General features: G+C 73.0%; 28 protein-coding genes. 15 read left to right on the plus strand and 13 right to left on the minus strand.

What is annotated here, in order from left to right; translation table 11 throughout:
• The first annotated feature begins 115 nt into the window (after positions 1–115).
• The 3 genes from dhaK (at position 116) to dhaM (ending at position 2,291) form a co-directional block, all read left to right on the plus strand.
• A complete protein-coding gene (gene dhaK, locus HHX33_RS29175; RefSeq protein ID WP_182877411.1) occupies positions 116–1,108 on the plus strand; it encodes a dihydroxyacetone kinase subunit DhaK in 993 nt (330 codons plus the stop codon).
• A gap of 98 nt (positions 1,109–1,206) precedes the next feature.
• Complete coding sequence (gene dhaL / locus HHX33_RS29180) at positions 1,207–1,833, plus strand: dihydroxyacetone kinase subunit DhaL (RefSeq protein WP_117409035.1); 627 nt, start codon at positions 1,207–1,209, stop codon at positions 1,831–1,833.
• An 83-nt stretch (positions 1,834–1,916) separates the two neighbouring features.
• Entirely contained in the window at positions 1,917–2,291 is a 375-nt protein-coding gene (gene dhaM / locus HHX33_RS29185) for a dihydroxyacetone kinase phosphoryl donor subunit DhaM (protein WP_138462380.1), read from the plus strand.
• 116 nt (positions 2,292–2,407) lie between these two features.
• On the opposite strand, the gene HHX33_RS29190 is transcribed toward dhaM, so the two are convergent.
• Entirely contained in the window at positions 2,408–2,923 is a 516-nt protein-coding gene (locus HHX33_RS29190; RefSeq protein ID WP_182877413.1) for a MarR family winged helix-turn-helix transcriptional regulator, read from the minus strand.
• A 67-nt stretch (positions 2,924–2,990) separates the two neighbouring features.
• Between HHX33_RS29190 and HHX33_RS29195 the strand changes: the two genes are divergently transcribed.
• The 3 genes from HHX33_RS29195 to HHX33_RS29205 all read left to right on the plus strand — a co-directional run bounded on the left by HHX33_RS29195 (position 2,991) and on the right by HHX33_RS29205 (position 4,952).
• Positions 2,991–3,506, plus strand: coding sequence for an HGxxPAAW family protein (locus HHX33_RS29195; RefSeq protein WP_182877414.1), 516 nt, complete (start codon positions 2,991–2,993; stop codon positions 3,504–3,506).
• 320 nt (positions 3,507–3,826) lie between these two features.
• Positions 3,827–4,432 carry a DinB family protein gene (locus HHX33_RS29200; protein WP_310741572.1) on the plus strand — a complete coding sequence of 202 codons (606 nt, stop codon included), beginning with the start codon at positions 3,827–3,829 and terminating at the stop codon, positions 4,430–4,432.
• Between the two features lie 214 nt (positions 4,433–4,646).
• Positions 4,647–4,952, plus strand: a complete 306-nt coding sequence (locus HHX33_RS29205) for a hypothetical protein (protein ID WP_396785937.1) — start codon at positions 4,647–4,649, stop codon at positions 4,950–4,952.
• 885 nt (positions 4,953–5,837) lie between these two features.
• On the opposite strand, the gene HHX33_RS29210 is transcribed toward HHX33_RS29205, so the two are convergent.
• Entirely contained in the window at positions 5,838–6,092 is a 255-nt protein-coding gene (locus HHX33_RS29210; RefSeq protein WP_036321177.1) for a Smr/MutS family protein, read from the minus strand.
• A 78-nt stretch (positions 6,093–6,170) separates the two neighbouring features.
• Positions 6,171–6,599 (minus strand): CBS domain-containing protein, encoded by a 429-nt coding sequence (locus tag HHX33_RS29215; RefSeq protein ID WP_182877416.1) that lies wholly within the window; start codon positions 6,597–6,599, stop codon positions 6,171–6,173.
• Between the two features lie 165 nt (positions 6,600–6,764).
• Here HHX33_RS29215 and HHX33_RS29220 point away from each other — a divergent pair, with 165 nt between their 5' ends.
• Positions 6,765–8,159: an aminopeptidase P family protein gene (locus HHX33_RS29220; protein ID WP_182877417.1), complete on the plus strand. Its 1,395-nt coding sequence runs from the start codon at positions 6,765–6,767 to the stop codon at positions 8,157–8,159.
• A 128-nt stretch (positions 8,160–8,287) separates the two neighbouring features.
• Positions 8,288–8,935 (plus strand): 4'-phosphopantetheinyl transferase family protein, encoded by a 648-nt coding sequence (locus HHX33_RS29225; protein ID WP_182877418.1) that lies wholly within the window; start codon positions 8,288–8,290, stop codon positions 8,933–8,935.
• Here the strand turns inward: HHX33_RS29225 and HHX33_RS29230 are convergent.
• A complete protein-coding gene (locus HHX33_RS29230) occupies positions 8,915–9,856 on the minus strand; it encodes a cation diffusion facilitator family transporter (protein ID WP_117409031.1) in 942 nt (313 codons plus the stop codon). The two genes, HHX33_RS29225 and HHX33_RS29230, sit on opposite strands and share 21 nt — an antisense overlap.
• 39 nt (positions 9,857–9,895) lie before the next feature.
• On the opposite strand from HHX33_RS29230, the gene HHX33_RS29235 reads away from it, so the two are divergent.
• The 3 genes from HHX33_RS29235 to HHX33_RS29245 all read left to right on the plus strand — a co-directional run bounded on the left by HHX33_RS29235 (position 9,896) and on the right by HHX33_RS29245 (position 12,812).
• A complete protein-coding gene (locus tag HHX33_RS29235) occupies positions 9,896–10,372 on the plus strand; it encodes a MarR family winged helix-turn-helix transcriptional regulator (protein ID WP_259402978.1) in 477 nt (158 codons plus the stop codon).
• 116 nt (positions 10,373–10,488) lie between these two features.
• A complete protein-coding gene (locus HHX33_RS29240) occupies positions 10,489–11,136 on the plus strand; it encodes an LppX_LprAFG lipoprotein (RefSeq protein WP_117409029.1) in 648 nt (215 codons plus the stop codon).
• Complete coding sequence (locus HHX33_RS29245) at positions 11,133–12,812, plus strand: MFS transporter (RefSeq protein WP_310741573.1); 1,680 nt, start codon at positions 11,133–11,135, stop codon at positions 12,810–12,812. The genes HHX33_RS29240 and HHX33_RS29245 overlap by 4 nt, the downstream gene beginning before the upstream one ends.
• Positions 12,813–12,860: 48 nt before the next feature.
• On the opposite strand, the gene HHX33_RS29250 is transcribed toward HHX33_RS29245, so the two are convergent.
• Complete coding sequence (locus HHX33_RS29250; protein WP_182877435.1) at positions 12,861–13,331, minus strand: MarR family winged helix-turn-helix transcriptional regulator; 471 nt, start codon at positions 13,329–13,331, stop codon at positions 12,861–12,863.
• Positions 13,332–13,391: 60 nt separating this feature from the next.
• Here HHX33_RS29250 and HHX33_RS29255 point away from each other — a divergent pair, with 60 nt between their 5' ends.
• From HHX33_RS29255 to HHX33_RS37485, 3 genes are all read left to right on the plus strand, one after another.
• Positions 13,392–13,808 (plus strand): cupin domain-containing protein, encoded by a 417-nt coding sequence (locus HHX33_RS29255; RefSeq protein ID WP_138462376.1) that lies wholly within the window; start codon positions 13,392–13,394, stop codon positions 13,806–13,808.
• Between the two features lie 167 nt (positions 13,809–13,975).
• Positions 13,976–14,428: a DUF6220 domain-containing protein gene (locus HHX33_RS29260; RefSeq protein WP_117409027.1), complete on the plus strand. Its 453-nt coding sequence runs from the start codon at positions 13,976–13,978 to the stop codon at positions 14,426–14,428.
• Positions 14,425–16,398, plus strand: a complete 1,974-nt coding sequence (locus HHX33_RS37485) for a multicopper oxidase family protein (RefSeq protein ID WP_182877419.1) — start codon at positions 14,425–14,427, stop codon at positions 16,396–16,398. The genes HHX33_RS29260 and HHX33_RS37485 overlap by 4 nt, the downstream gene beginning before the upstream one ends.
• 79 nt (positions 16,399–16,477) lie before the next feature.
• On the opposite strand, the gene HHX33_RS29270 is transcribed toward HHX33_RS37485, so the two are convergent.
• From HHX33_RS29270 to HHX33_RS29285, 4 genes are all read right to left on the minus strand, one after another.
• Positions 16,478–17,125 carry a response regulator gene (locus HHX33_RS29270; RefSeq protein ID WP_182877420.1) on the minus strand — a complete coding sequence of 216 codons (648 nt, stop codon included), beginning with the start codon at positions 17,123–17,125 and terminating at the stop codon, positions 16,478–16,480.
• Positions 17,116–18,363, minus strand: coding sequence for a sensor histidine kinase (locus HHX33_RS29275; RefSeq protein WP_182877421.1), 1,248 nt, complete (start codon positions 18,361–18,363; stop codon positions 17,116–17,118). Before HHX33_RS29275 ends, HHX33_RS29270 begins: the two co-directional genes overlap by 10 nt.
• 71 nt (positions 18,364–18,434) lie before the next feature.
• The gene (locus HHX33_RS29280; protein ID WP_182877422.1) at positions 18,435–19,139 is read right to left on the minus strand and encodes an alpha/beta fold hydrolase; all 705 of its coding nucleotides are present in this window, start codon (positions 19,137–19,139) and stop codon (positions 18,435–18,437) included.
• Between the two features lie 11 nt (positions 19,140–19,150).
• Positions 19,151–20,362, minus strand: a complete 1,212-nt coding sequence (locus HHX33_RS29285) for a YbfB/YjiJ family MFS transporter (protein WP_259402979.1) — start codon at positions 20,360–20,362, stop codon at positions 19,151–19,153.
• A 76-nt stretch (positions 20,363–20,438) separates the two neighbouring features.
• Between HHX33_RS29285 and HHX33_RS29290 the strand changes: the two genes are divergently transcribed.
• Entirely contained in the window at positions 20,439–21,056 is a 618-nt protein-coding gene (locus HHX33_RS29290; protein WP_182877423.1) for a TetR/AcrR family transcriptional regulator, read from the plus strand.
• 61 nt (positions 21,057–21,117) lie between these two features.
• Here the strand turns inward: HHX33_RS29290 and der are convergent, their stop codons facing one another.
• The 4 genes from der to aroH form a co-directional block, all read right to left on the minus strand.
• Entirely contained in the window at positions 21,118–22,548 is a 1,431-nt protein-coding gene (gene der / locus HHX33_RS29295; protein WP_117409021.1) for a ribosome biogenesis GTPase Der, read from the minus strand.
• Positions 22,549–22,551: 3 nt separating this feature from the next.
• The gene (gene cmk, locus HHX33_RS29300; RefSeq protein ID WP_396775188.1) at positions 22,552–23,220 is read right to left on the minus strand and encodes a (d)CMP kinase; all 669 of its coding nucleotides are present in this window, start codon (positions 23,218–23,220) and stop codon (positions 22,552–22,554) included.
• Positions 23,221–23,389: 169 nt separating this feature from the next.
• A complete protein-coding gene (locus tag HHX33_RS29305; protein ID WP_117409019.1) occupies positions 23,390–24,484 on the minus strand; it encodes a prephenate dehydrogenase in 1,095 nt (364 codons plus the stop codon).
• A 101-nt stretch (positions 24,485–24,585) separates the two neighbouring features.
• Positions 24,586–24,945 carry a chorismate mutase gene (gene aroH, locus HHX33_RS29310; RefSeq protein ID WP_117409018.1) on the minus strand — a complete coding sequence of 120 codons (360 nt, stop codon included), beginning with the start codon at positions 24,943–24,945 and terminating at the stop codon, positions 24,586–24,588.
• Positions 24,946–24,994 lie beyond the last annotated feature (49 nt).

Raw genomic sequence — 24,994 nt, forward strand, 5'->3', positions numbered from 1 at the left:
GGAGCCGCGGACGACGGCCCTTGACGCGGCCGGTCCGCGCGGACGAAGGTCGAGGACGGGCCGATCAGGCCTGCGGCGGCGCGAGGAAGCGCGTGGAGGAACGAGGGAGACGTCTGTGAAAAAGCTGATCAACGGCGCCGGCTCGCTCGTCTCCGACGCGCTGCGCGGCATGGCCGCGGCCCACCCCTCGCTCCGCGTGGACCTGGAGAACGCCGTCGTCTTCCGTGCGGAGGGCCCCCGTCCCGGCAAGGTCGGGCTGGTCTCCGGCGGCGGCTCGGGGCACGAGCCCCTGCACGCCGGGTTCGTCGGGCACGGCATGCTCGACGCGGCCTGTCCCGGGGAGGTCTTCACCTCGCCCGTGCCCGACCAGCTCGTCGAGGCCACCAAGGGCGTGGACAGCGGGGCGGGCGTGCTGCACATCGTGAAGAACTACACCGGCGACGTGCTGAACTTCGAGATGGCCGCCGAGCTCAGCGGTGACGAGGGCGTCGAGGTCGCCACCGTGCTGGTGAACGACGACGTGGCCGTGCGCGACTCCCTCTACACGGCGGGCCGCCGGGGCACCGGCGCCACGCTGTTCGTGGAGAAGATCGCCGGTGCGCTGGCGGAGACCGGCGCGCCCCTCGCCGAGGTGGCGCGGGTGGCCCGGGAGGTCAACGAGCGGAGCCGGTCCTTCGGCGTGGCGCTGACGCCCTGCACCGTGCCGGCGGCGGGCAAGCCCACCTTCGAGCTCGGCGAGACGGAGATCGAGCTCGGCATCGGCATCCACGGCGAGCCCGGCCGCGCCCGCGCCCCGATGGGCGAGGCCCGGGAGATCGCCCGCATCGCCGTGGACGCGATCGCCGACGACCTGCCGCCGTCCGGCGAGACGCTGGTGATGGTCAACGGCATGGGCGGGACGCCGCTCATCGAGCTGTACGTCGTCTTCGCCGAGGTGGAGGCGTACCTTCGGGAGAAGGGCGCGACGGTCGTGCGCAGCCTGGTCGGCAACTACGTGACCAGCCTCGACATGCAGGGCTTCATGGTGACGACCTGCGCGCTGACCGGCGAGCTCACCCGGCTGTGGGACGCGCCGGTGGAGACGCCCGCGCTGCGCTGGGGCCGCTGACCGTCCCCGGCCGGGACGTGTGCCCCGGAACGCGCCTTCAGCTCGGTCCCGAGATCCCCTCTGAGATCCGTCCTGAGATCCGCCCTGGGAGCCGCTTCGTGAACACCGAGTTCTTCGCCGCCTGGATCGAGGAGATCACTTCCGCCGTACGGGCCGGGCGCGACCACCTCACCGAGCTGGACGCCGCGATCGGCGACGCCGACCACGGGACGAACCTCGACCGCGGGTTCACCGCGGTCGGTGAGGCACTGGCCGCCGCCCCGCCGGGGACTCCCGGCGCGCTCCTCGTGCTGACGGGCACCACGCTGATCCGCAAGGTGGGCGGCGCCTCCGGCCCTCTCTACGGCACCGCTTTCCGGGAGATGGGCAAGGCGTTCGGCGAGGCCACCGAGATCTCGCCGGCCGAGCTGAGCGCGGGTGTGGACGCGGCCCTGGCCGGCGTACGGCGCCTCGGCTCGGCGGCGGAGGGCGACAAGACGATGGTCGACGCCCTCGCCCCCGCCGCCGCGGCGCTGTCCCGGGCCGTACGGGACGGGCTGAAGCCGGAGGAGGCCCTGGAGGCGGCGGCCACGGCGGCGGCGGAGGGGGCGAGGGCCACGGTGCCGCTGCAGGCGCGCAAGGGCAGGGCGAGCTACCTGGGACCACGCAGCGTCGGGCACGAGGACCCCGGCGCGGCCTCGACCGCTCTCGTCTTCGGCGCGCTCAGGGCCGCCGCCTCTCGATGACCGGGAGGTGGGCGCGGCGTTTCCGGGGAGGGCGTGGCGCGCCCGGCTCACGTTCCGATCACGCAGTACGGCAGGAGTGACGAATGGTCGGCATCGTACTGATCTCGCACAGTGGCGGCCTGGCCGCGGAGACGGCCGCGCTGGCCAGGCAGATCGGCGGGGCGAAGGTGCCACTGGCGGCGGCCGGGGGCACCGAGGACGGCGGTCTCGGCACCAGCCCCGACCGGGTGAGCGCGGCGGTCGAGGAGGTGGACCAGGGGGACGGTGTCGTGCTGATCCCCGACCTGGGCAGCTCGGTGCTGACCGCCCGGCTGCTGGAGAGCCCTGGCCGGGTGGTGATCGCCGATGTGCCGTTCGTGGAGGGCGCCGTCTCCGCGGTCGTGGCCGCGGGCGGCGGAGCATCTCTCGACGGCGTGCTCGCCGCCGCCGAGGAGGCATGGCACTTCCGCAAGCTCTGAGCCTCCGGCCCGGGCCCGCGCTCGGCGGCTGACCGGCCACCGCCGCTCTCGCCGACGGCGCGACGGCCCTTTCGGCCGCTCCGGGAGGTCGCGGATCTCGCCGGTCTCCGGCGGCCTCAGCGACTCCGCGTGCGCCGGGTGCGGGGCACGCCGGCGTGCTCGTCGCGCCGGATCTCCTCCAGGTACGTCCGCATGAGGTCGCCCGCGCGGGTGAACCAGTCGGACAGCACGGCGATCTCGCCGGGCGTGTAGCCGGCGAACAGCTCGTTGAGCCTCCGGTAGAAGGGCTCGTATACGGCCGTCGCCGTGACGACCGCGTCCGGGTCGGCGACGACCCGCACCCGCCGCCGGTCCGCCGGGTCCGCCTCCCGATGCGCGTACCCGGCCCGTTCGAGGCGGTTCAGCACGCCGGTCACCGCGCCCGTGGTGAGACCGGCTTGCCGGGCGAGCGCGCCCGCGCTGATCGGGTCGTCCCCCGCCGCCAGGACGAAGCCGAGACAGGTCAGGTCGGTGACGTTCAGCCCGAGCCGCTGGGCGATGTCCTGCTGCCCGACCAGGCTGAGCGCGATCAGCTGGTCCATGCCGGCCAGGGCCTGCTCGTGCGTCGCCTCCGGGCGCGGCTTGCCGTCCATCCCCGATCTCCTTAGTATCTAAGATGTTTAGTAGATAAGATAATTCTTCCCCGCATCGAGGAGAATCATGAGCGGCCTGCACGACGACGTCGATCTCGGGCACACGATCGCGGGCTGGACCGGCTGCGCCGTCGTGCTGGCCGGCTGCACGACGGTGGGGGTGGCGATGTGCGCGGCCTGGCCGCTCGGCATCCGCCTCGGCCTCGCCGTGATCGTCCTGGGTGGTCTGGTCACCTGGGCGCTGCACCTCGCGGGGTGGGGCAAGCCCAGCGGCCCCCGGCCTCCGGAGCAGTGGGACTGGCGGGTGAAGGACCCGATGACGGGCCACGACCGCTGCCTCGCGTGCCGTCTCGCGGGTCGCCCGAGCGCCCCAGTGGCGGGCCCGGAGACCGGCCCGGTGGACCGGCCCGCGTACGGCGCTGACGTCCTACGCGGGAGCGGAATCGGCCGGGAGGCCGCCACCGGCGGTGCCGTGGCCCCCGGTGCCGCCGTCCCCGGCCGGGTGCGGGTCCCGTCGTCCGACACCGTCCCGGTAGCGGTGGAGGTCACGCGCGCGCCCGTCACCACGCCGCCACGGCGATGACGACCAGCCCGGCGCCGGGCGTCCGGGGCCGGTGGCGGCGCGGCCTCTCCTCCCCGCGGATCCATCGAGTCATGTTCTGATCTTCGCGTGCCCGAGTCCACCGGCCATCAGGAGCACGACGACGGGCAGGACAACGGCCGGCACCACGATGGAGATCGTCTGGACCGCCGCTTCGGCGGCACTCAAGCGGTGCAGGTGGAGGCCGTGAAACACCGACCTGGGCGGTGTTCGGCTGGTCCGGGTCGCGGTCGCTGACGAGGGGCGTGCGACCGCGCGGATATTCGGTGGCCCCCGGAGTCCACATGGCCGAGGATGCTGTGGTGACCACCTCTGACGCGGGCGAACCCCTTCTCACGCGCTGGACGAAGTCGACCGTGTACCGCGACATGTGGGTCGACCCGGACGACGACCCGCGCGAAACCGATGTCGCGGCGATCGACGAACGAGGCGTACTGCTCGACTATCTGCGCCACTACCGCCTGACCATGGAAATGAAATGCGCGGGCCTGGATGCCGAACAGCTTGCCCAGCGGTCCGTACCACCGTCCACGATGTCCCTGCTCGGGCTGGTGCGGCACCTGACCGAGGGGGAGAGACACCTGCGCCGGGTCATGGCCGGCGAGGACGCGCCGCACCTGTACCGCACCGACGAGGACCGCGACGGCGACTGGAACGGCGCGATCGCCGACCCGGCGGTCGTGGAGGATGCCTGGCGGCAGTGGCGCACCGAGGTGGAGCGCACCGACGAGTTCGTGGCCGGAGTCGCCGACCTCGGCACCTGGAACGCCGGCGTCTCCGACCTCGGCCCAGACGGGGCGGACCTGCAGCTTCGCGACATCCTGGTGGCGCACATCGTGGAGTACGCGCGGCACTGCGGCCACGCCGACCTCCTGCGCGAGCGCATCGACGGCCGCGTCGGCCAATAACCGATGAGCGCCCGAGCCACGGCACGCGCAGCGGTCACCTCGTAGAGCGCCCGGCAACGATCACGCGTCGGGCCCTTACTTCCACTGGAAATGATTGAGCACCGCTCTGACCCGCGGCAACCCTGAGAACCACCTCGATGACCTGCAATGGTTGTCTCGGTGGTTCTCGGTGGTTCTCGGCTGATCTTGATGTGATGTGCCGTGGTTCAGCAGCGTGAGGGAGTATGAGGATGGGCGCCGACGCCACATCCGGGCGGTGATCTGCGAGAAGGCGGACCAGGCGGCCAACCGCAAGAAGCGTGGTTCGCGAAGTGGTCGCCCGGTCAGCCACGATCCGGATATGTACAAGGAGCGCAACACGGCGGAGCGCTGCATCAATCGGATCAAGGAGTGGCGTGGTCTGGCGTTCCGCTTCGACAAGACCTCCGAGAGCTATCTCGGCGATCGGGCCCGGGCTGCCTCCTCCGCCAGTCTAGGCGCGTCCGCTACTCTACCCATTTCACCCAGGGTGAAAATGTAAACCACTCGCGCCGCCAATTCGCGTGCCTCCTCGCGTTCCTCCTCGCGTGCCGCCTCTCGTGCCAATTCTGGCTCTAGTTGCAATTCTGGCTCTAGTTGCAATTGGAGGTTTGTTTGTGCCTCGTAGTAGGGGTCCCACCCCGGCTGCCATTCCCGCGGTTCTACTAGAAGGGAGGGCCGCTGTGCGGTGAACCGGCGGAGTGCGGTGAGTCGAGGGAGTAGCGTGGGCGTGGAAACCCTCGCTCGTTCGTGGACGCGGGGAACAGTTGTCATGGACGGCGCCATGGGTGCCGGTGCCGGGGCCACCGGAACGACGTCGGCGGACGCGGAAGACGATATGGCAATAGACAGAAACGCCGTCGAAACAGCGACCCCGCCTAGACGTACGAATTTCATCATGACCCGCCTTCCTCGATTCCTCAGCCGACCGATCACTTCGTCGAGGGGAATACCCGGCCGGGCTCGCCGCACGACGCCGACACGCCCACGCGTGCCGTTTTTCTGCTGCAACATGACCCAGATGGGGAATAGAGCCCGGTCAAGGGAGTCGGGGCCGTAGCCGGCCGAGGTAGGGGCCTGAGCACCCCCGTCGGCCATCGGTGGGCACTTGCCCCTGTCTGCCCGCTCTCTGCCTGGTCGGTTACGTCAGGGACCGTCCCGTCTGCTCGGCTGAGAGCAGGCTGTAGTCCGGCGCGCCGAAACGACGGTGCTCTTCGTCCTCGAAGATCTCGGCCAGCCGGAGGAACTCCCCGGAGGGCACGCCCTCGCGGAAGCGGCTCGTACATGCGGACGAACGTCACCATGTCGGCGGCCAGAGTGCGGGTTGCCCTGATTGTGCCCTAGCGGAGATCAACAGGGCGTTTACGCCGGCAGACGAGAGATGCCCTTACTTCCACTGGAAGTAGACGAACAGACGGCCGTGGTTCTTGGCGTCCTTGTCGATCCGGTGGTAGAGCGCCTTGATCTCCTTCTGCTCCAGGAAGCGCAGCACCTTCTTCTTGAGCTGGCCGGACCCCTTGCCGGGGATGATCTCCACCTGCGTCGCCTTCTTGCGTACGGCCTCCTGGATGATGCCGTGCAGCGCCCGGTCGATCTCGCTGCCCTTGTTGTAGATGTCGTGGAGGTCCAGCTTCAGCTTCACACGAGCCAGTCTAGATCGCCGCCCGCGCGGCGGCACGGGGCGAGGCGGCCGAGGGCGGCCCCGCCCCGCGGGGGGCCGTCAGCCGTTGATGTAGCCGACCAGGGCCTCCCGTTCGCTCTCCAGTTCCTGGATCGAGCTCTTGACCACGTCGCCGATGCTGACGATGCCCGCCAGGCGGCCGTCGCGGACCACGGGCACGTGCCGGATCCGGTGGTTGGTCATCGTGCGGCGCAGATCGTCCACGTTGGCGTCCGGGCCGCAGGTGCGCACCTCCGAGGTCATGATCGACGAGACGGGCCGGCCGAGCAGCGCGGCCCCGTGCTCGTGCAGCCGCCGGACGACGTCGCGTTCCGACACGATGCCGTCGATGGACAGGCCATCCTCCGACACCACCACCGCACCGATGTTCAGCTCCGCCAGCCGGGCGAGAAGCTCTGACACCGTGGCGTGCGGTGGAACGGTCGCCACGCCTGTTCCCTTACTCTGCAAGATCGTCCCGATAAGCATCGACACCGCCTTCCCAGGGGCACCCGGGGGACTCGTCCCCGTCTTTCCCGCGCCGGCCGCCCGGCGCGGCGCATCCTGTTTCCCCAGGCAACAGCGACCGTCTTCCCTCGTCAAGGGCCTCCGCCCCTACGATGGCCAAATATCGCCGCCACCTGGAGATGATCGATGACGGACAAGCAGCTCAACACGGGAAGTCACGATCTCCCGATCCCGGCGGCGCTCGCGGAGTTCATGCGGGGCGGCTGGGCCGGCGCCGCGGAGACCGCGCCGGCGCCGCTGCCCGTCGCCGCGTACGCCGCCAAGCGGCGGGCCCGGCTCGCCGAACGCCTGCCCGGCGAGCGGCTGGTCATCCCCTCCGGCACCCTGGTCGCGCGCAGCAACGACGACGACCACCGGTTCCGGGCGCACAGCGCGTTCGCCTACCTGACGGGAGCCCAGCAGCCCGACGAGGTCCTCGTCATCGAGCCGTCCGGCGAGGCGCGGCTCTTCCTGCGCCCCCGCCCGTCCCGGGCCGAGTCGCAGGAGTTCTACCGCGACCGGCGGTACGGCGAGTTCTGGGTGGGCCGCCAGCCCGGTCTCGCCGAGACCGAGGCGGCGTACCAGATCGAGTGCGCGCCCATCGAGAGCCTGCCGGCGGCGCTGCGCGGCCCGGCCCGGGTGCTGCGCGGGGTGGACGCCTCGGTCGACGCGCTGGTCTCCCCTGCGGACGGCGACGCCGAACTGGCCGCGGTCCTGGCGGAGCTGCGGCTGGTCAAGGACGAGTGGGAGATCGCGGAGCTGCAGCAGGCGGTGGACGCGACCGTGCGCGGGTTCGAGGACGTCGTGCGCGCGCTGCCCGCGGCGATCGCGCATCCACGCGGCGAGCGGTACGTCGAGGGCGTCTTCGGGCTGCGCTCGCGACTGGAGGGCAACGCGGTGGGCTACCAGTCCATCGTGGCCTCCGGGGCGCACGCCTGTGTGCTGCACTGGATCCGCAACGACGGACGGCTCGACCCCGCGGAGACGCTGCTGCTGGACGCCGGGGTCGAGGGCGACAACCTCTACACGGCCGACGTCACCCGCACGCTGCCGTTGTCGGGCCGGTTCGGCCCGGTGCAGCGGCAGGTGTACGACCTGGTGTACGAGGCGCAGACGGCGGCCATCGCCGCGCTGCGCCCGGGAGCGCGCTTCCGCGACTTCCACGAGACCGCGATGCGGGTCATCTCCGACGGGCTGGTCGAATGGGGTCTGCTGACGCGGGCGCAGGCCCGCGCGGGGCTGCACCGGCGCTACACGTTGTGCAGCAGCGGCCACATGCTCGGCCTCGACGTGCACGACTGCGCGCGGGCGCGGGCGGAGACCTACCTCGACGGCGTGCTGGAGGAGGGCCAGGTGCTGACCGTCGAGCCGGGCCTCTATCTCCAGCCGGACGACCTGACGCTGCCGCCTGAACTGCGCGGGATCGGCGTCCGCATCGAGGACGACCTGGTGATCACGGCCGGCGGAGCCCGGTTGATGTCGTCCGCGCTGCCGCGCCAGGCGGACGACATCGAGGAATGGATGTCCGCGCTCGCCGGGTGAGCGCGGGCGAGCCGCGGACGGCGGCTCCGGCGGCCGGTTGAGGGCGGTCGGCGGCGGGTGAGCGAGGCGGGAACCGTCCGGAGCACCCAGTTCACTTGATCGTCACATCGCTGTCCTACAGTGACGGTGTGCGCCCTCCACTGGCCGTGGCCGGCCACACCGACGACGTGCTCGAACTGGCCGGCGGCACCCTGACCCCGGCCGAGCGCGAACGCGCCGAACGGTTCACCCGCAGCGGGGACCGCCGCGACTTCGTCGCCGCCCACCTGCTCGTACGGCACTGCGCCGCCGAACTGCTGGGCACCCGCGCGTGCATGCTGACCGTGGTGCAGCGCTGCGAGGAGTGCGGGCAGGCGCACGGGCGGCCCTGGCTGGCCGAGGCCCCCGAGGTGTCGATCAGCCTCGCGCACACCTCCGGATACGTCTGCGCGGTCGCCGGCTACGGCCGGGTCGGGGTGGACGCCGAGCACGTCACGGGTGGCCCGGCCGACGAGAACCTCGTGGCGCTCGCGCTGACCCCCGCCGAGGCGAAGCTGGTGGGCGACGACAACCGCGGCCTCATCCGCCAGTGGGTGCGCAAGGAGGCGCTGGTCAAGCGGGGCGAGCTGACACTCGGGCGGTTGCGCGAGGCGGACCTGTCGGCCCTGCCGCTGGTGGACGGGCTGACGGTGCCGCTGGAGTGGCAGGGCCGTCACTTCCTCGAGTGGACGGCCGGCACCGTGATCGCCTCGGCCGTCACCGACGAGCCCGCCAAGCTACACCTCCTCGGCGGCTGACCGGCCGGGCGTGGGGTCGAGGAACACCTGCTTGATCTCCGGGAACCGCTCGGTGAGCCGTCGCTCCACCTGGTCGGCGGCGAGCTCCAGCCGCTCCCCCGTCGTCTCGTCCATGAAGTCGATCTTCGCGGCGACCAGGATCTGGCCGGGGCCCATCAGGACGGCGGCGAGCTCGACGACCCCCTCGACCTCCGGCTGCTCGGCCAGCACGTCCTTGATCTTCTCCTGCAGCGAGGCCGGAGGCGCCTGCCCGATCAGCAGCGAGGCGTTGGTCCTGATCAGGGTCAGCGCCACCCAGAGCAGCAGCAGCCCGATGACGATCGACGCGGCGCCGTCCCACACGGCCGATCCGGTGAGCTGCGACAGCACCAGGCCGACGGCCGCCACCGCGATGCCGATCAGGGCGGCCGCGTCCTCCAGCACGACCGCCTTGAGCATGGTGTCGGAGGTGCGCTCCAGCAACCGGCCGGGGCTCACCCGCCAGCGCCGGGCCTCGCCGCGCAACTGGCGCAGGGCCCGCCAGAGGGAGACCGACTCGATCGCGAACGACACCGCGAGCACGATGTAGGAGACACCGATGTCGCCGAGGTCCTCGCCCCTGGTGATGGTCTGCCAGCCGTGCGTGAGCGAGAAGCCCGCCCCCACGACCAGCGTGAAGCAGGCGGCCACGATCGCCCACAGATAGGCGGCACGGCCGTGCCCGAGAGGGTGACGGGCGTCGGCGGGCCGCTCGCCGTGCCGGATCGCGGCGAACAGCACGACCTCCGTGGCGGTGTCGGCGGCCGAGTGGGCGGCCTCCGACAGCATCGCCGAGGAGGAGCTGATCAGACCGGCCACGAGCTTGGCCAGCGCGATCGCGAGATTGGCCGCACCCGCTACCACCACGGTGCCCAGGCTCTCGCCGTTCTCGCCGTCAGGCATACCCGCTCCATCCGTTCACTTGATCTTATGCTGGTCGATATGGACCACCACCGCTGGCTGACCCCGCACGAGCAACGCGCCTGGCGGGCCCACCTGGCTGCGCACCGACTCCTCTTCCTCCAACTCGATCGAGAGCTCCAAGGGAGCGGCCTTTCGCTGAACGACTACGAGATCCTGGTCAACCTCTCCGAGAGCCCCGGCCGCCGCATGCGGATGAGCGAGCTCGCCGACGCGACCATCCAGTCGCGCAGCCGCCTGTCCCACCAGATCTCCCGGATGGAGGCGGCCGGTCTGGTCACCCGTGAAGAGTGCGAGGACGACCGGCGGGGCACCTTCGCCGTCCTGACCGATCAGGGGTGGGAGACGATAAGACGGGTGGCGCCGGACCACGTGGACAGCGTCCGACGGCACTTCATCGACCTGATGACCCCGGAGCAGGTGTCCGAGCTGGAACAGATCTACGCGCCCGTCATCGACCATCTGCAGGGGGTCCGCGGCGTCCGGCGAACCGACTAGTGATGACGACGGGGTGGCGGGGGAAGCGCACCGATCCCGAGTTCCCCTGACATGGTGCGTCAAACCGATTCCCGCGGGAACGCGTGCCACCCCCGCCCGCTCGCTACGATCCGGCTGTGCGAACAATCCTCGGGCTGGTCGTGGCCGGCCTCCTGCTCGTGACCGCCTGCGACGCGAAGAGCGAGACGGCCCTGCCGGACGGCCCCGCCCTGATGAAGCGGTCGGCCGAGGCGATGCGGGGGGTCAAGACGGTGGCCTTCACGATCGAGACGAAGGACAAGCCCGCCGTGCCCGTGCGGCACGCCGAGGGCAGCCTCACCAAGGAGGGCGACGCCAAGGGCACCGTGCAGATCGAGATGCTGGGCCTGCAGGAGATCGACTTCGTGCTCGTCGGCGACACGGTCTACTTCAAGGGCCCGACCGGCGGCTACCAGACGATGACCCGGCAGCAGCTCGCGGCGATCTACGACCCCTCCGCCGTGCTCACCGGCGTGCCCGGCCTGCTGTCGGCGGCCCAGGACGTGCGGACGCAGGCGGAGGAGAAGGTGGGTGACACCGCCGCCTACCGGGTGGCGGCCACCCTGCCGCAGGACGCGCTGGCCGCGCTGGTCCCCGGCGTCCAGCAGAAGGTCGCGGGCACGCTCTGGATCGACAAGGCCACCAACCGCCTGCTCAAGATCGACCTGCCGCTCGGCGGCGGCTCGGCCGCCGTCACCCTCGGGGACTACGACGCCCCCGTGACCATCACCCCGCCCAAGCCGTGACCGACCCCGCCGACACCACCGTGCGGCGCCGGCGCCTGGCGCTGGCCGTCGGCGGCGCCGCCGTGCTGCTCGCCGCGCTCGACGCGTACGTCGTCGTGACCATCCTGGTGGACATCGCCTCCGACGTCGGCGTGCCGCTCAACCACCTGGAGAGGGCGACCCCGGTCGTGACCGGGTTCCTGCTCGGGTACGTCGCGGCGATGCCGCTGCTGGGCCGGCTGTCCGACCGGTACGGCAGGCGTGCGCTGATCCACGCGTGCCTGGCCGGGTTCGCCGCGGGCTCCCTCCTCACGGCCCTGGCGGCGAGCGTCCCGGCGCTGGTCGCCGGCCGTACGCTCCAGGGCGTCGCGGGCGGCGCGCTGCTGCCGATCACGATGGCCCTCATCGGCGACCTGTGGGACGAACGGGCCCGGCCCGTGGCGCTGGGCGCGGTGGGCGCGGCACAGGAACTCGGCAGCGTGCTCGGCCCCCTGTACGGCGCGGGCCTGGCCGCGCTCGCCGGATGGCGCGGCATCTTCTGGGTCAACCTCCCGCTCACGCTGATCGCCGCCGTCGCCGTGCGGGCGGCGGTGCCCGGCGGCCGGGAGCCGTACGGCGCGGACCAGCCGCCACCAGGCCCGGCGCGCCCGCGTCGTTCGCCGGACCTCGCGGAGGCGGGCGCCCCCGCGGGCACGGCGATCGCCGGCGGGACGGACGCCGCCGCACGGCCGGACGCCTTGCCGCCGGACGGCTCACCAGTCATCGCCGCACGACCCAGCACCTCACCGGCGGATACGTCGCGGGCGGACGCCTCGCGGCCGGATCTGGGCGGCGGGGCGCTGCTGGCGCTGGCCCTCGGCCTGCTGGTCGCGGGACTGTACAACCCCTCCCCCGGCACGACGGTGCTGCCGCCGTGGGGGCTGCCGTGCGTGGTCGCCGGGGTGGTGGCGGCCGTGCTGTTCGTGGTGTGGGAGATCCGCTCGCCGGTCCGGCTGCTCGACCTGACGGGCGTGCCCCGGAGGCCGCTGCTCGCCACGCTCGCGGTGAGCCTGCTCGCCGGGGCGGCGCTGCTGGTCACGCTGGTCGACGTGCAACTCGTCGCGCAGACGCTGCTCGGCCTCGACGCGGTGGGGGGCGCGCTGGTGCTCACCCGGTTCCTCGCCGCGCTGGCGGTGGCGGCGTTCCTCGGCGGGTTCCTGGTGCGGCGGTTCGGTGAGCGGCCGGTGGCCGTGGTGGGCATGGCCCTGGCCGCGGCGGGCTACTGGATGATCTCCCGTTGGCCGCTCGACCTGGCCTCGGCCGGGGTACGCACGGACGTCGACCTCGTGGTGGCCGGCCTCGGCCTCGGCGTGGTGATCGCCCCCGTCTCCTCCGCGGCGTTGCGCGTGGTCCCGGCGGCGCGGCACGGCGTCGTGTCGGCGGCGGTCGTGGTGGCCCGGATGATGGGCATGCTGCTGGGCGTCGCCGCGCTGTCGGCGTGGGGCTTCCACCGGTTCCAGTCGCTCACCGCGCATCTCGACACGCCGCTGCCGTTCGGTGTGGACGCGGCCGAGTACACCCGTAGGCTCGCCGAATACACCGCGAAGGTCCGGGCGGCGCTGCACACGGAGTACGCCGAGATCTTCCTGATCACCTGCGGGCTGTGCCTGCTGGGCGCGGTCGCCGCCCTCGCCCTCCCCCGGCGTTCCGCGGACTGAGCCCGACGCCAAGCCCGACGCCACGCGCCGACGTCGCACGGCAGCGGGTCAGGAGGCGCCGAACCAGCCGGGCACGTCGAGCCGGAAGACGTCCGGGGGCGTCACCCTGCGCAGGTCGGCTTCCAGCTCCCTGAGCCGCTCCGGCCCGATGACCGCGGCCCAGCGGGCACGCAGGTCGTCGAAGATGCGGGCCGAGCGGGTCAGCAGGTCGACGCCCGCCGGTGTGAGCCGCACGATCTTGCGGCGCGTGTCGCGGGCGTCCCGGGCACGCTCCACGTAGCCCAGGCGCTCCAGCGTGTCGATGGTCTTGCCCGCCGCCTGTTTGCTGACGCCCAGCGTGCGGCCGAGTTCCACGGCGGTCGTGCCCTCCGCGCCGATCGCCTGCAGGACGAATCCGTGCATGGGCCGGGCGTGCGGGTGGCCCTGACGGGCCAGTTCCGCGTGCAGGTCGTCGATGAGCACGCGAAATCCCAGGAAGAGCCGCAGCGGCAGCTCGAAGCCGGGCGGGTCGATTGACACGATAGACAACCTGGTTCACTATAAGGACAACGACGTTGTCTATTCTAGGAGACACCACCGATGCCTGTCATCCATTCCGCCGACAGCCGCCGGAGCACCACGCCGAACGGCGTCATGACCACCCTGGCCTCCCCGACGCAGGGCGGGGCGGCGCACGCCGTGTGGCGTGTGGACATGCCCGCGGGCAACAGCGGACCCCTGCACTCCTGCGACCGCGAGCAGGTGTGGACCTTCCTGTCCGGCGGCGCGACCGTCGACCTCGACGGCGAGACCTACGGCGTCGAGGCGGGAGACACCATCGTCCTGCCGGCCGACCTCAGCCGCAGGGTGCACAGCGACGCGGAGTCGGGCTTCAGTGCGATCGCCGTCGCCCCCGCGGGCGCCGAGGTCTACATCCCCGGCGGGGTCACCGCCGAGGACGCCTGCGACCTCGCGCCCAAGGGCACCGACCGGATCGTCCCGCCCTGGATGCGCTGACCACCCCGCCCCGCCCGATCTCGCCCCGCGCGACTTCCCGGCGGGGCGGGACGGGCGTCCCGGGCGCCTGGGACACCTGCGGGTCCACCATGGCCGCGTACCTTTCCGGCGCTCGCCGCCCCGCAGAACCCCCGGGGCTCCGCCCGTACCTCACAGGAGGCCCCACAATGCGCAAGGTGTTCTTCGGTCTCGCCGTCGTGCAGCTCGTCGCCGTGCTCGCCCAGTTCTACCTCGCCACGTTCGGCGCGTTCGAGACGCCGCATCCGGCGCCGGGCGACCCGGACGCCGCCATCGGCTACCACGCCATGAACGGCACGATGGTCATCCCGCTCGTCTCGCTGGTGACCGCGATCGCGGCCCTCGCCGCCCGCGCGGGCGGCCGGACGGCGGGCCTGGCGATCCTTCCGTTCGTGCTGGTGGCCGTGCAGCTGTTCGTCATCTTCCCGCTGGCCGAGATCGCCGGGGCGACGGAGACCGCCACGACGACGGCCTCCCTGTTCGTCATGGGCTTCCACGCCCTCGACGGCGTGGCGATCCTCGCCGCGGCCGTCGTCCTCGTCCGGCGGGCCCACGCCCTGACGAAGAGCGACGCCGCGATCCCGGCGCACGCCGCGGCGTGACCACCGCTCAGCTGATCGCTCTCGATCAGATCCTCTTCGTCCTGGTCGCGGCCGCCTGGGCCGCGACCGCCGGGATCGCCCTGACCGGGCTGCGGCAACCCGCCGCGGCCGGTCGGCGGACCCGGCTGATCGCCGCGGCGTCGTGCGCCGCGGCGATCGTCGTGACCGCGCTCAGAGTCGCCGTCACCGCCGGCCTGGCCGGAGCGGGCTGGTGGTTCGTGGCGGAGAAGGTCACCCTCGCGCTGCCCCTGGTCGTCGTGCCCGCGCTCGCCTCGGCCGCTGTCAGCCTGCCCCGCCTGCTGCGGGGCACGGCGACCGGCTCGACCCGGATCGTCGCGTTCCCCCTGCTGGTCACCGCGTACGGCGCGGTGGCCGGGATCACCTGCGCGGTCGTGATCTCCTATCCGGTCACGACCGGAGGGGCGGCGGCGGTGCTCGCGCTCTTCGCCGCGGCGTCCGCCGTGACGTGGCGGCTGCTCGGCCCGGCCCGCTCGCCTCGGCACGGCTGGCAGGCCGCGGGAACCTGCGTGCTCGCCCTCGCTCTCGCCCTGACCATCGGCGGAGGGTGGCCGAGCGGCCACCTCCACCCGGGGCACGACGCGGGCGCGCGCGGCGTCTCCGTCGACCTGCTGCGCGGACCCGCTCCCGCCGCGGCCGGCGGCCCGGCCGGGGCCAGGGAGCGGGTCCGCCGCTTCACGCTCACCGCCCAGCCCGCCACCGTACGGCTGCCGTCCGGCGGCGGCGCCGAAGCGTGGTCGTTCAACGGGCAGGTGCCGGGGCCGGTGCTGCGGGTGCGGCAGGGCGACCTGGTCGAGGTCGTCCTGCGCAACCGGCTGCCGGTGCAAGGAGGCACGGTGCAGGGAGGCAGCGGGCAGGCCGGCAACGGGCAGGCGGGCAGCGGGCAGGGCGTCACGATCCACTGGCACGGGTACGACGTGCCGGCCGCCGAGGACGGCGTGCCGGGCGTGACCCAGGACGCGGTCTGGCCCGGCCAGACCCACGTCTACCGCTTCCGGGCCGAGGACGCCGGCACGTACTGGTACCACAGCCACCAGAACTCCAGCGTCGCCGTGCCGCGCGGGCTCTTCGGCCTGCTGGTCGTCGACCCGGCGGCCCCCGTGCCGGAGAGCGAGGACCACGTGCTCGCGCTGCACACCTTCGGCTCGCGCCCGACGCTGTCGGTGGACGGCGCCGCGCCGTCCGACCTGCTCACCCGCCTCACGCTCGCGCCCGGCGCCCGTACGCGGCTGCGGGTGGTGAACACCGACACCCGGCCCGTGGTCCTCGGCCTGAGCGGCGTTCCGTACCGGATCGCGGCGGTGGACGGCGGGGACGTGCCGGGGGCGACGGACCTCGACGGCGCCCGACTGCACCTCGCGGCGGGCGGGCGATACGACCTGACCTTCACCGTGCCCTCCGGGCCGGTGCTGCTGACGACGGGAGACCGGCCCGCGTTGCTGGTCAACGGACCGGCGACGCCTCCGCCGGCGGCCGGGCCGATCGTCGACATCACCCGGTACGGCTCTGCCGCGGCCCTGCCCGCCCGGTTCGACCGGGAGACGACCTGGGTGCTGGACAAGACGCTCGCCGTCTCCGGAGGCCTGCCGCGGCTCGCCCAGACCGTGAACGGCAAGGCGTGGCCGAACATCCCCACGCCGGTCGTCCGGCAGGGGCAGACCGTCAGGATCCGGGTGGTGAACCGGGGCACGGACACCCACCCGATGCACCCGCACGGCCATCACGTCCGGATCCTGTCCCGGAACGGCGTGCCGGCGACCGGGCTGGCGATGGACACCTTCGACGTCGCCCCCGGCGAGGTCTGGGAGGTCGCCCTCGTGGCCGACAACCCCGGCGTGTGGATGTCCCACTGCCACGATCTCGCGCACGCCGCGCAGGGCATGGAGTTCCATCTCGCGTACGAGGGGGTCACCACGCCGTACGACATGACGGGCGGCAACCACCCGGCCTGACCGCGTCATCCCGGCCCGTGCCGTCCTGCCCCGCGCCGTCCCGGCCCGCGCCGTCCTGCGGCGGGCCGGCGGCGCGACGTCAGGACCGCAGGTAGGCCAGCACCGCCAGCACGCGGCGGTGCTGGTCGCCGTCCTCCGCGTGCAGGCCGAGCTTGGCGAAGATGCCGCGGATGTGCTTTTCCACCGCGCCCTCGGTGACGACGAAACGGCGGGCGATCGCGGGGTTCGACCTGCCCTCGGCCATCAGCGCGAGGACCTCCCGCTCGCGCGGCGTCAGCGAGGCCAGCGGGTCGTCCCGGCGCCGGCGCACCAGTAGCTGGGCGACGACCTGCGGGTCGAAGACCGTCCCCCCGGCGGCCACCCGGCGCAGGCCGTCCATGAACTCCTCGACGTCCACCACCCGGTCCTTCAGCAGGTAGCCGACGGCTCCCCGCGCGTCGGCCAGCAGGTCGTCGGCGTACGACACCTCGACGTACTGCGACAGGATCAGCACGGGCGCGCCCGGCACCTTCTCCCGCGCCTCGACCGCGGCCCGCAGGCCCTCGTCGGTGAACGACGGCGGCATCCGGACGTCCACCACCGAGACGTCCGGCCGGTGGGCGACGACGGCCTCGACCAGTCCCTCCCCCGTTCCGGTCGTCTCGACGACCTCGCAGTCGAACTCCTCCAGCAGGCGGACGAGTCCCTCCCTGATGAGGACGGCGTCGTCGGCCACCACTACGCGCACGGAACCTCCGCCGTGATCGAGGTCGGCCCTCCGGCGGGCGAGCGCACCGTCAGCTCGCCGTCGACCGCCCGCAGCCGGTCGGCCAGGCCGGACAGGCCGTGTCCCTTGGCGACGTGAGCGCCGCCGACCCCATCATCCCCGATCGTGAGCAGCAGGACGTCCCCGATCCGGGTCAGCGCGATCATGCAGGACGTCGCCCTGCTGTGCTTGGCCACGTTGGTCAGGGCCTCGGCGGTGACGAAGTAGATCGTGTTCTCGATCAGCGCGGGGTACCGCTCGGTCGTCTGTACGTCCAGCTCCACCGGGACCGTGCAGCGGCCGGCGAGCGCGGCGAGCGCGGGCGCGAGGCCGCGGTCGGCGAGGATCGGCGGGGCGATGCCGCGTGACAGCGCCCGCAGCTCGTCGAGCGTCTCGCGGGTGGCGCTGATGGCGTTGCCGATCGTCTCGTGCGCGGCGGTCGCGTCCCGCTTCAGCTCCCGCTGCGCCCGCGACAGCTCCATCGCCAGGTGGACCAGGCGCTGCTGGGGGCCGTCGTGGATGTCCCGCTCCAGGCGGCGCAGCGCGTCCGCCTCCGCGTGGGCGGCGGCGTTGCGGCCCTCGGTCAGGTCCTCGATGCGCTCCTGCAGCGCGGCGACGCCGGTCAGCAGCGCCCGGCCGAGCGACGCCTGGATCAGCGCGCAGGACCGGACGACCGGGTAGAGCGTGAGCGCGGACAGGGCGCCCAGAGCCAGGTAGAAGACGCTGTTCACGAAGTAGCCCCGGCCGAGCCCGAGCAGTTCGGGCAGCTCGTGGTTGTCCGGGATGTTCGAGAGGATCCACCCGTACAGCGGGTAGGTCAGCCCGAAGAGCGAGACGGCCCACCAGGTGACGGTCACGCAGAACGCGGCGACCGCGACGGGGAAGGCCAGCAGGGCGTGCAGCGCGTCGAGCCAGGGCTGGCCCCCGGCGAGCGGCGTGACCGTGCGGCGCAGGATGCCCGCGCCCTCCGGCGCGCGCGGGTAACGCGGCCGGGGCAGTTCCCGGCCCAGCACCGGCCGCATGCGCAGCCGTTCGACGTCACCCATCCCCCTGGCCATGAGGAGGGTGAGCGCGAGGATCGGCACGCCCAGCCAGACGACCAGCAGGCCCGCACCGGCGGACAGGCCGCCCACGGTGAGGACGAACGTGATCGCCGCGAGCGGAAACCCTATGAGGACGTAGACCGTGTCACCGGCCAGACGGGAGAGAAGTCGGCGCATGCCCCCAACGCTATTGACTCGCCCGCCGGTGATCGATCCTGCGGACGTCAGACCCGGGGGTAGGGCCAGCCCTACCATCCCCCGGCGGCCGGCGGGGTTCCGGGCCCGCCGGGCCCGGCGGCGTCGAGCAGGATCCCGAGCAGCTCCCGCGGCGCGTCCCGCATGAGGTTGTGCCCGCTGTCCAGCGCGTGCACGCTCCACGACGGGTCCTCGCGCAGCCGCTCGTACGTACTCGTGAAGGCGGACCGCACGTCCCGGTCGGCGTACACGTAGACCCGCCGCCGGACGCTCGCGAGACCTCCGGTGAGCCGGAGCGGCTGCAGCAGCGAGGCGACGGGGTGCGGGGTCGCCCGGGGGTCGAAGAACGGCAGCGGCCGCGTGGCGTATCCGGTCTCCTCCACGTCCGCGTACCACTGCCGCTCCTGCTCGGAGGCGAGGGTCCAGCAGGAGTCGCCGTCCTCCGGCACGAAGGCGTCGAGGTACGCCAGAGCGGCGACCCGGCCCGGCAGGCGGTCGGCCACCCCGGTCATCACCATGCCGCCGTAGCTGTGCCCGGCCAGCACCGCGTCCCGGACGTCCCCGGCCTCCAGCACGCCGGTCACGTCCTGGATGTGGGTGTCCAGGTTCACCCCGCCGCGCAGCAGGTGGGCGCGTTCGCTCACTCCGCTGAGCGTCAGCGGAAGGGCCTGGTGGCCGTGGCCGCGCAGGTCCTCGACGAGCTCCTGGAAACACCAGCCACCGTGACACATGCCGGGGATCAGGACGAAGGTCGCCATGGTCGTGCTCCTCACTGTCTCATGGACGCTTCCCCTCCGGGCGTCTTCTCGGCGCTGCCCGGCGGGGTGTGACGTGTGGGATCGGCGAAGGCGGCGACCAGGGCCGCCGCCGCGCACAGGATCGCGGTCCACGCCAGGGCGGCGCCGGCCGAGGTGTGGTCGGCGACGAGCCCGGCGAGCCACGGGCCGGCGGTCTGCCCGGCCGCGAAGAGTGTGGTGAACGCCGCCAGCGTGGCCGTCCAGTCCGCGGGCGCGGTGTTCGCCTTGATGATCGCGGTGACGGCGGCGGGCACACCCATGAACGTCGCCCCGTAGACGACCACGGACGCGAGGATGACCGGCGGTGCGGGCGCCGCCATCGCCGGCGCCGCTCCGGCGGCGGCCAGGAGGCCGAGCAGCACGGTCAGTGCCCGGGTGCCGGGCCAGCCGGTGGTCGGACGGCTCCACAGGGCGGGCGCCGCCACCACCGCCAGGCCGAGCGCCGTCCAGGCGAGCACCACCTGCCCGAGCGGCGCCTCGGCGAGGTAGGCGGACAGGAAGGTGATGTACGTGATGTAACCGGCGGCGAACAGCAGGTAGGCCAGGGCGATCCCCCGCAGTGGGCGCAGATGAGCCCGCCCGGCGGTGACGGCCGGCGCCTCCTCCCCGGCCTGGGCGGCGGTCCAGCTCACCAGCGCCGCCAGCCCGGCGGCCACGCCCAGGCCGACCCAGGCCGGCCGCCAATGGCCGCCCAGCGGCGGAATGCCGGCGCCGGCGACGGCGATGCCCAGCCCGGTGCCCGCGAAGTAGACGGTGATAGGCGTCCCGGAGGCGGCGCGGGCGGCGAGGCGTGAGGCGATGACGCCGCCGCTGACGAACACCGCGGCCCCTGCCGTCCCGGCCGCGGCTCGGGCCGCCAGCAGCACCGGATAGGCGTCGCTCGTCGCGGTGGCCGCGAGCACCGGCGCGGTGAGGACCGTCCCCCATCGGAAGACGGTCGCGGCGCCCCGGCGGCGAACGGCGGCCGCGGTCATCAGCGCACCGAGCAGGTAGCCCAGTCCGTTGGCGGCGCTCACCGCTCCGGCTTCGGCCAGGGTCCACCGCAACTCGTCCCGCATCGCCGGCAGGAGCAGCCCGTACGCGAAACGGGCCAGCCCGAGGGCCGACGCGGTGCCGAGAGCCAGCCGCATCGCCTGCCGTGTCTCGGGCCCGGCCCGCATGCCTACGGCGAAGAGGTGGGGCATGACACTCCAGAGATCGAACCGATCGGTACGATCTCAGATCGTAGCAATGCATCGAACCGATCGGTACCATCTAGGTATGCCGGTTCCCAAAGGCTCGACGATCGACCCGGAGCGCACCCGTGCCGCCATCCTGGAGGCGGCCACCCCCGTGCTGTACGAACGTGGGCTCGACGGCGTCGGCGTGGCCGAGCTGTGCGCTTCGATCGGGGTGTCGAAGGAGACGCTCTACCGGCACTTCGGCACCAAGGACGGGCTGGTGGAGGCCATGCTCACGGCCCGCAGCGAACGGGTGACCCGCTGGCTGGCCGAGGCCGCCGCGGAGGCCGGGGACGACCCCCGTGACCAGCTCGCCGCGGTGTTCGACGCGCTGCGGGAGTGGTACGAGGACCCGGTCTTCCGCGGCTGCGCGATGCTGAACGCGGCGGCCCAGCATCACGTGGAGGCCGTGCGCGCCATCACCGCACGCCACCTCGATCGCTACCTCGACCTGCTGACGGGGATCGCCGAGCGTGCCGGAGCCACCGATCCGCCTCTCCTGGGGCGCCAGTTGCTCATGCTGGTCGAGGGCGCCACCGCCGTCGCGGCGCACCACGGCACGGCCGGCACGGGCGAGCAGGCCCGCCAGGCGGCGCTCACCCTGCTGTCGGCCGCCGCCCGGCCGTCCGCGAGTTCCCGGCGCGGCTCCGAAGTCTGACCCCGGCCACCGCCACGACCCCGGCCACGACCACGGCTTCCGCGGCGCGCGGCCGATGGGGTCACTTCTTCTTGCGCTTCTCCCGGATCTTCATCGTGACGTCGATCGGGGAGCCGGCGAAGCCGAACTCCTCGCGGATGCGGCGCTCGATGAAGCGGCGGTAGGTCTCCTCCAGGAACGCCGAGGTGAACAGCACGAACTTCGGCGGCTCGGTCGAGGCCTGGGTGGCGAACAGGATCTTCGGCTGCCTGCCCCCGCGCACCGGCGGCGGCGTGGCCTGCACCAGCTCGGTGAGGAACTGGTTGAGCCGGGCCGTCGGCACCCGCGTGCCCCACGACTCCAGCGCCCGTTCGATGGCCGGGGCGAGCTTCTCGACGTGACGGCCGGTCTTCGCGGAGATGTTCACCCGCAGCGCCCACGGCGTGCGGACGAGCTGCCGGTCGATCTCCTTCTCCAGGTAGTAACGCCGGTCCTCGTCGACCAGGTCCCACTTGTTGAACGCGACCACCATCGCCCGGCCCGACTCGATGACCAGGCCGATGATCCGCAGGTCCTGCTCGGTCAGCACGTCGGAGGCGTCGATCAGCACGACCGCGACCTCCGCCCGCTCCAGCGCGGCCCGGGTGCGCATCGCCGCGTAGAAGTCGGCGCCCTTGAGCTCACGGTCGCGCCGCCGGATGCCGGCGGTGTCGATGAAGCGGTACGTCGTGCCGCCCAGCTCGACCAGCTCGTCCACCGGGTCGCGAGTGGTGCCGGCCATCGGGTCGACCAGCACCCGCTCCTCTCCGGCGACCTTGTTGAGCAGCGACGACTTGCCCACGTTGGGCTTGCCGAGCAGCGCGATCCGGCGCGGGCCGCGCCGCTCGCCGAACGTCTGCGGCGGCGTCTCCGGCAGCGCGTCGAGCACCACGTCGAGCAGGTCGCCGCTGGCGCGGCCGTGCAGGGCCGAGACCGGGCGCGGCTCGCCCAGGCCGAGCGACCACAGCCCGGACGCCTCCAGCTCCATCTGCTGGTTGTCGACCTTGTTCGCGGCCAGCACGACGGGCTTGCCCGCGCGGCGCAGGACCGCCCCGACGGCCTCGTCGGAGTCGGTGACCCCGACGCTCGCGTCCACCACGAAAAGGATCACGTCGGCCAGCTCGGCCGCGATCTGCGCCTGCTCGGCGATGCGCAGGGCCATGCCGGTCGCGTCCGGGTCCCAGCCGCCGGTGTCCACCAGCGTGAACCGCCGCCCCCGCCAGGTGGCCTCGTAGGTCACCCGGTCGCGGGTCACCCCGGGCACGTCCTCCACGACCGCCTCACGACGGCCGATGATGCGGTTGACCAGCGTCGACTTGCCGACGTTGGGGCGCCCCACCACGGCGACGACCGGCAGCGGGCCCGAATCGGGCTCCCGCTCCGCCTCCTCGGCGGACAGCTCGGCGAGCTCGGCCTCGATCCAGCCGCCCTCGTCCTCGTCGTACTCCACCGTCACGTCCATACCCTGCCTCATCCGTCAGACCCGCTCCTTGACGATCCGGAGCACCTCGGCGATGACCTCGTCCAGGTCCAGCGGCGTGGTGTCGAGCTCCACCGCGTCCGCGGCCTTCGCCAGCGGGTCGGCCTTACGCGTCGAGTCGAGGGTGTCGCGGCGGGCCATCGCGGCCCTCTGCGCCTCCACGCTCGTCCCCTCCAGCTCCGCCGTACGGCGCAGCGCGCGGGCGTCGGCGCTCGCGGTGAGGTAGATCTTGACCGGCGCGTCCGGCGCGACCACGGTGCCGATGTCACGCCCCTCGACCACGATCCCCCCGCCCGGCAGGGAACTCGCGATGATCTCCCGCTGCAGGGCCACGAGCCGGCGGCGCACCTCGGGCACCGCGCTCACGGCCGACACCGCGCCGGTGACCTCGGCGCCGCGGATCGGCCCGTTGACGTCGACGCCGTCGACGGCGACACCCGGCGCGTCCGGATCGGTGGTCATCGTCAGCGCGGGCTCGGCCGACCTCGCGGCGATCGCCGCGGGATCCTCCAGGTCGACGCCCCGCTGGAGCATCCACCACGTGACCGCCCGGTACATGGCGCCCGTGTCGAGGTAACGCAGGCCGAGCGCCCGCGCGACGCCCCGCGACGCGCTCGACTTGCCCGACCCCGAGGGACCGTCCATCGCGACGACCAGACCCGACACCGGTCTCTCCTTCTCCTTCGGAATCGTCGTCCCCGAGGCTACCGGGATACCGCCGGAAAGCATGCATCGGCGGCCGGCCGGAGGCCCCGACGGTCCGGAGCCTCCCGGCCAGGGGCCGGGCGTTCGCTCGGTCTGCCCGGAGGTCACCGGCCGGGGCGGGCGGGCCGGTCTAGCCGGCGACCTGCCAGCCGCGCTCACGCAGGGCCTCCGACAGCGGGGCCGCCGCCTCCGGCTGGACGTACAGCTCGGCGGCGCCGAGCGGCAGGCCGGGGGCGTGCTCCAGCCGGATGTCCTCGATGTTGAGGCCCGTCTCGCCCGCCGCCTGAACCAGGCGGGCCAGCTCGCCCGGACGGTCGCCGATGAGCACCTGCACCACCGCGTACGTGCGCGCCGGGCCGCCGTGCTTGCCGGGGATCCTGCCGGTGCCGCGCACCCCGCGTGCCAGCAGGTCGGCGATCTGGTCCATGGCCGCGCCGTCGCCCGCCAGCGCGCGCAGCGATCGGGCGGCGGCGCCGAGGTCGTCCGCCACCGCCTCCAGCACCTCGGCCACCGGCAGCGCGTTGCCCGAGAGGATGCCCATCCACAGCGCCGGATCACTGGCGGCGATCCGGGTGACGTCGCGCACGCCCTGCCCGGACAGCCCGAGCGCCGTCTCCGGCGCCTCGGCCAGCCGGGCGGCCACGGCCGCGGCGGTCACGTGGGGAGCGTGTGAGACGACCGCCACGGCCCGGTCGTGCTCGCCGGCGTCCACCCGCACGGCGTTGCCGCCGCACAGGTCGATGAGCTCCCGCACCGCCGCCACCGCCTCGGGCGCGGCGTCCTCCGTCGGGCAGTACGCCCACGGGCGGCCGAGGAACAGGTCGGCCCGGGCCGCCGCGGGACCGGACCGCTCGCGGCCGGCGAGCGGATGCCCCGCGACGTACGTCGTCAGGTCGCAGCCGAGCTGGGCCGCCTGGGCCAGCGGAAGGACCTTCACGCTGGCCACGTCCGTGTAGAAGCGGGCGGCGCCCTGCTTCTGCAGGTCGAGCAGCTGCTGCGCGACGAACTGGGGCGGCACCGCGACGACCGCGAGATCCACCTGCCGCGCGCCCGTCCAGTCCTCCCCCGCGCCAAGCTCACGCGCCAGCCGTACGGCTCCGGCGTCCCGGTCGGCGAGGAAGACCCGCAGGTCCCGCTGCCGCAGCGCCAGTGCGATGGACGTGCCGATGAGGCCCGTCCCGACAACGACCACGCTGCCGATCCCGGCGCCCTCGATGGGAGTCATCGTGCTCTTCCTGCCGTCACCGTCCCGGGGACGCGGCCCGCGGGCGAATGCCTGTGGATGGGAGAATCCCGTTCTGCCGGACCTGTGGCCCGGACCGCTCCCTACTGGGCGATGTCCACGCGAAGCGCCACGGCGCCGCGCAGGTACACGTGCTGGATCTCCTGCCGCGGCCGGTCGGTCTGCACGTGGGCCATGAGCCGCACCACGCGCGGGAGCGCGCCCGGCACGTCGATCTCGGTCGCGCACAGCAGGGGGACGTCGTGGAACCCGAGCTTGCGCGCGGCGAGGGCGGGGAACTCCGCGGTGAGGTCGGGCGTGCACGTGAAGATCACGCTGATGACGTCGTCGGTGGTGAGGTTGTTGCGGCCCATCACCTCGCTCACCAGTTCCGTCGTCCCGGCGAGGATCGCGTCACGATCGTTGCCCTCGACCTGGACGGCTCCGCGAATCGCCCGCACCATGTCGTTCCCCTCTCGCTGAGACGGGCCGGCCCGCCGTGACGACGAGCGC

This window comes from Microbispora sp. H10670 (assembly GCF_014161385.1).
GTDB lineage: Bacteria > Actinomycetota > Actinomycetes > Streptosporangiales > Streptosporangiaceae > Microbispora > Microbispora triticiradicis.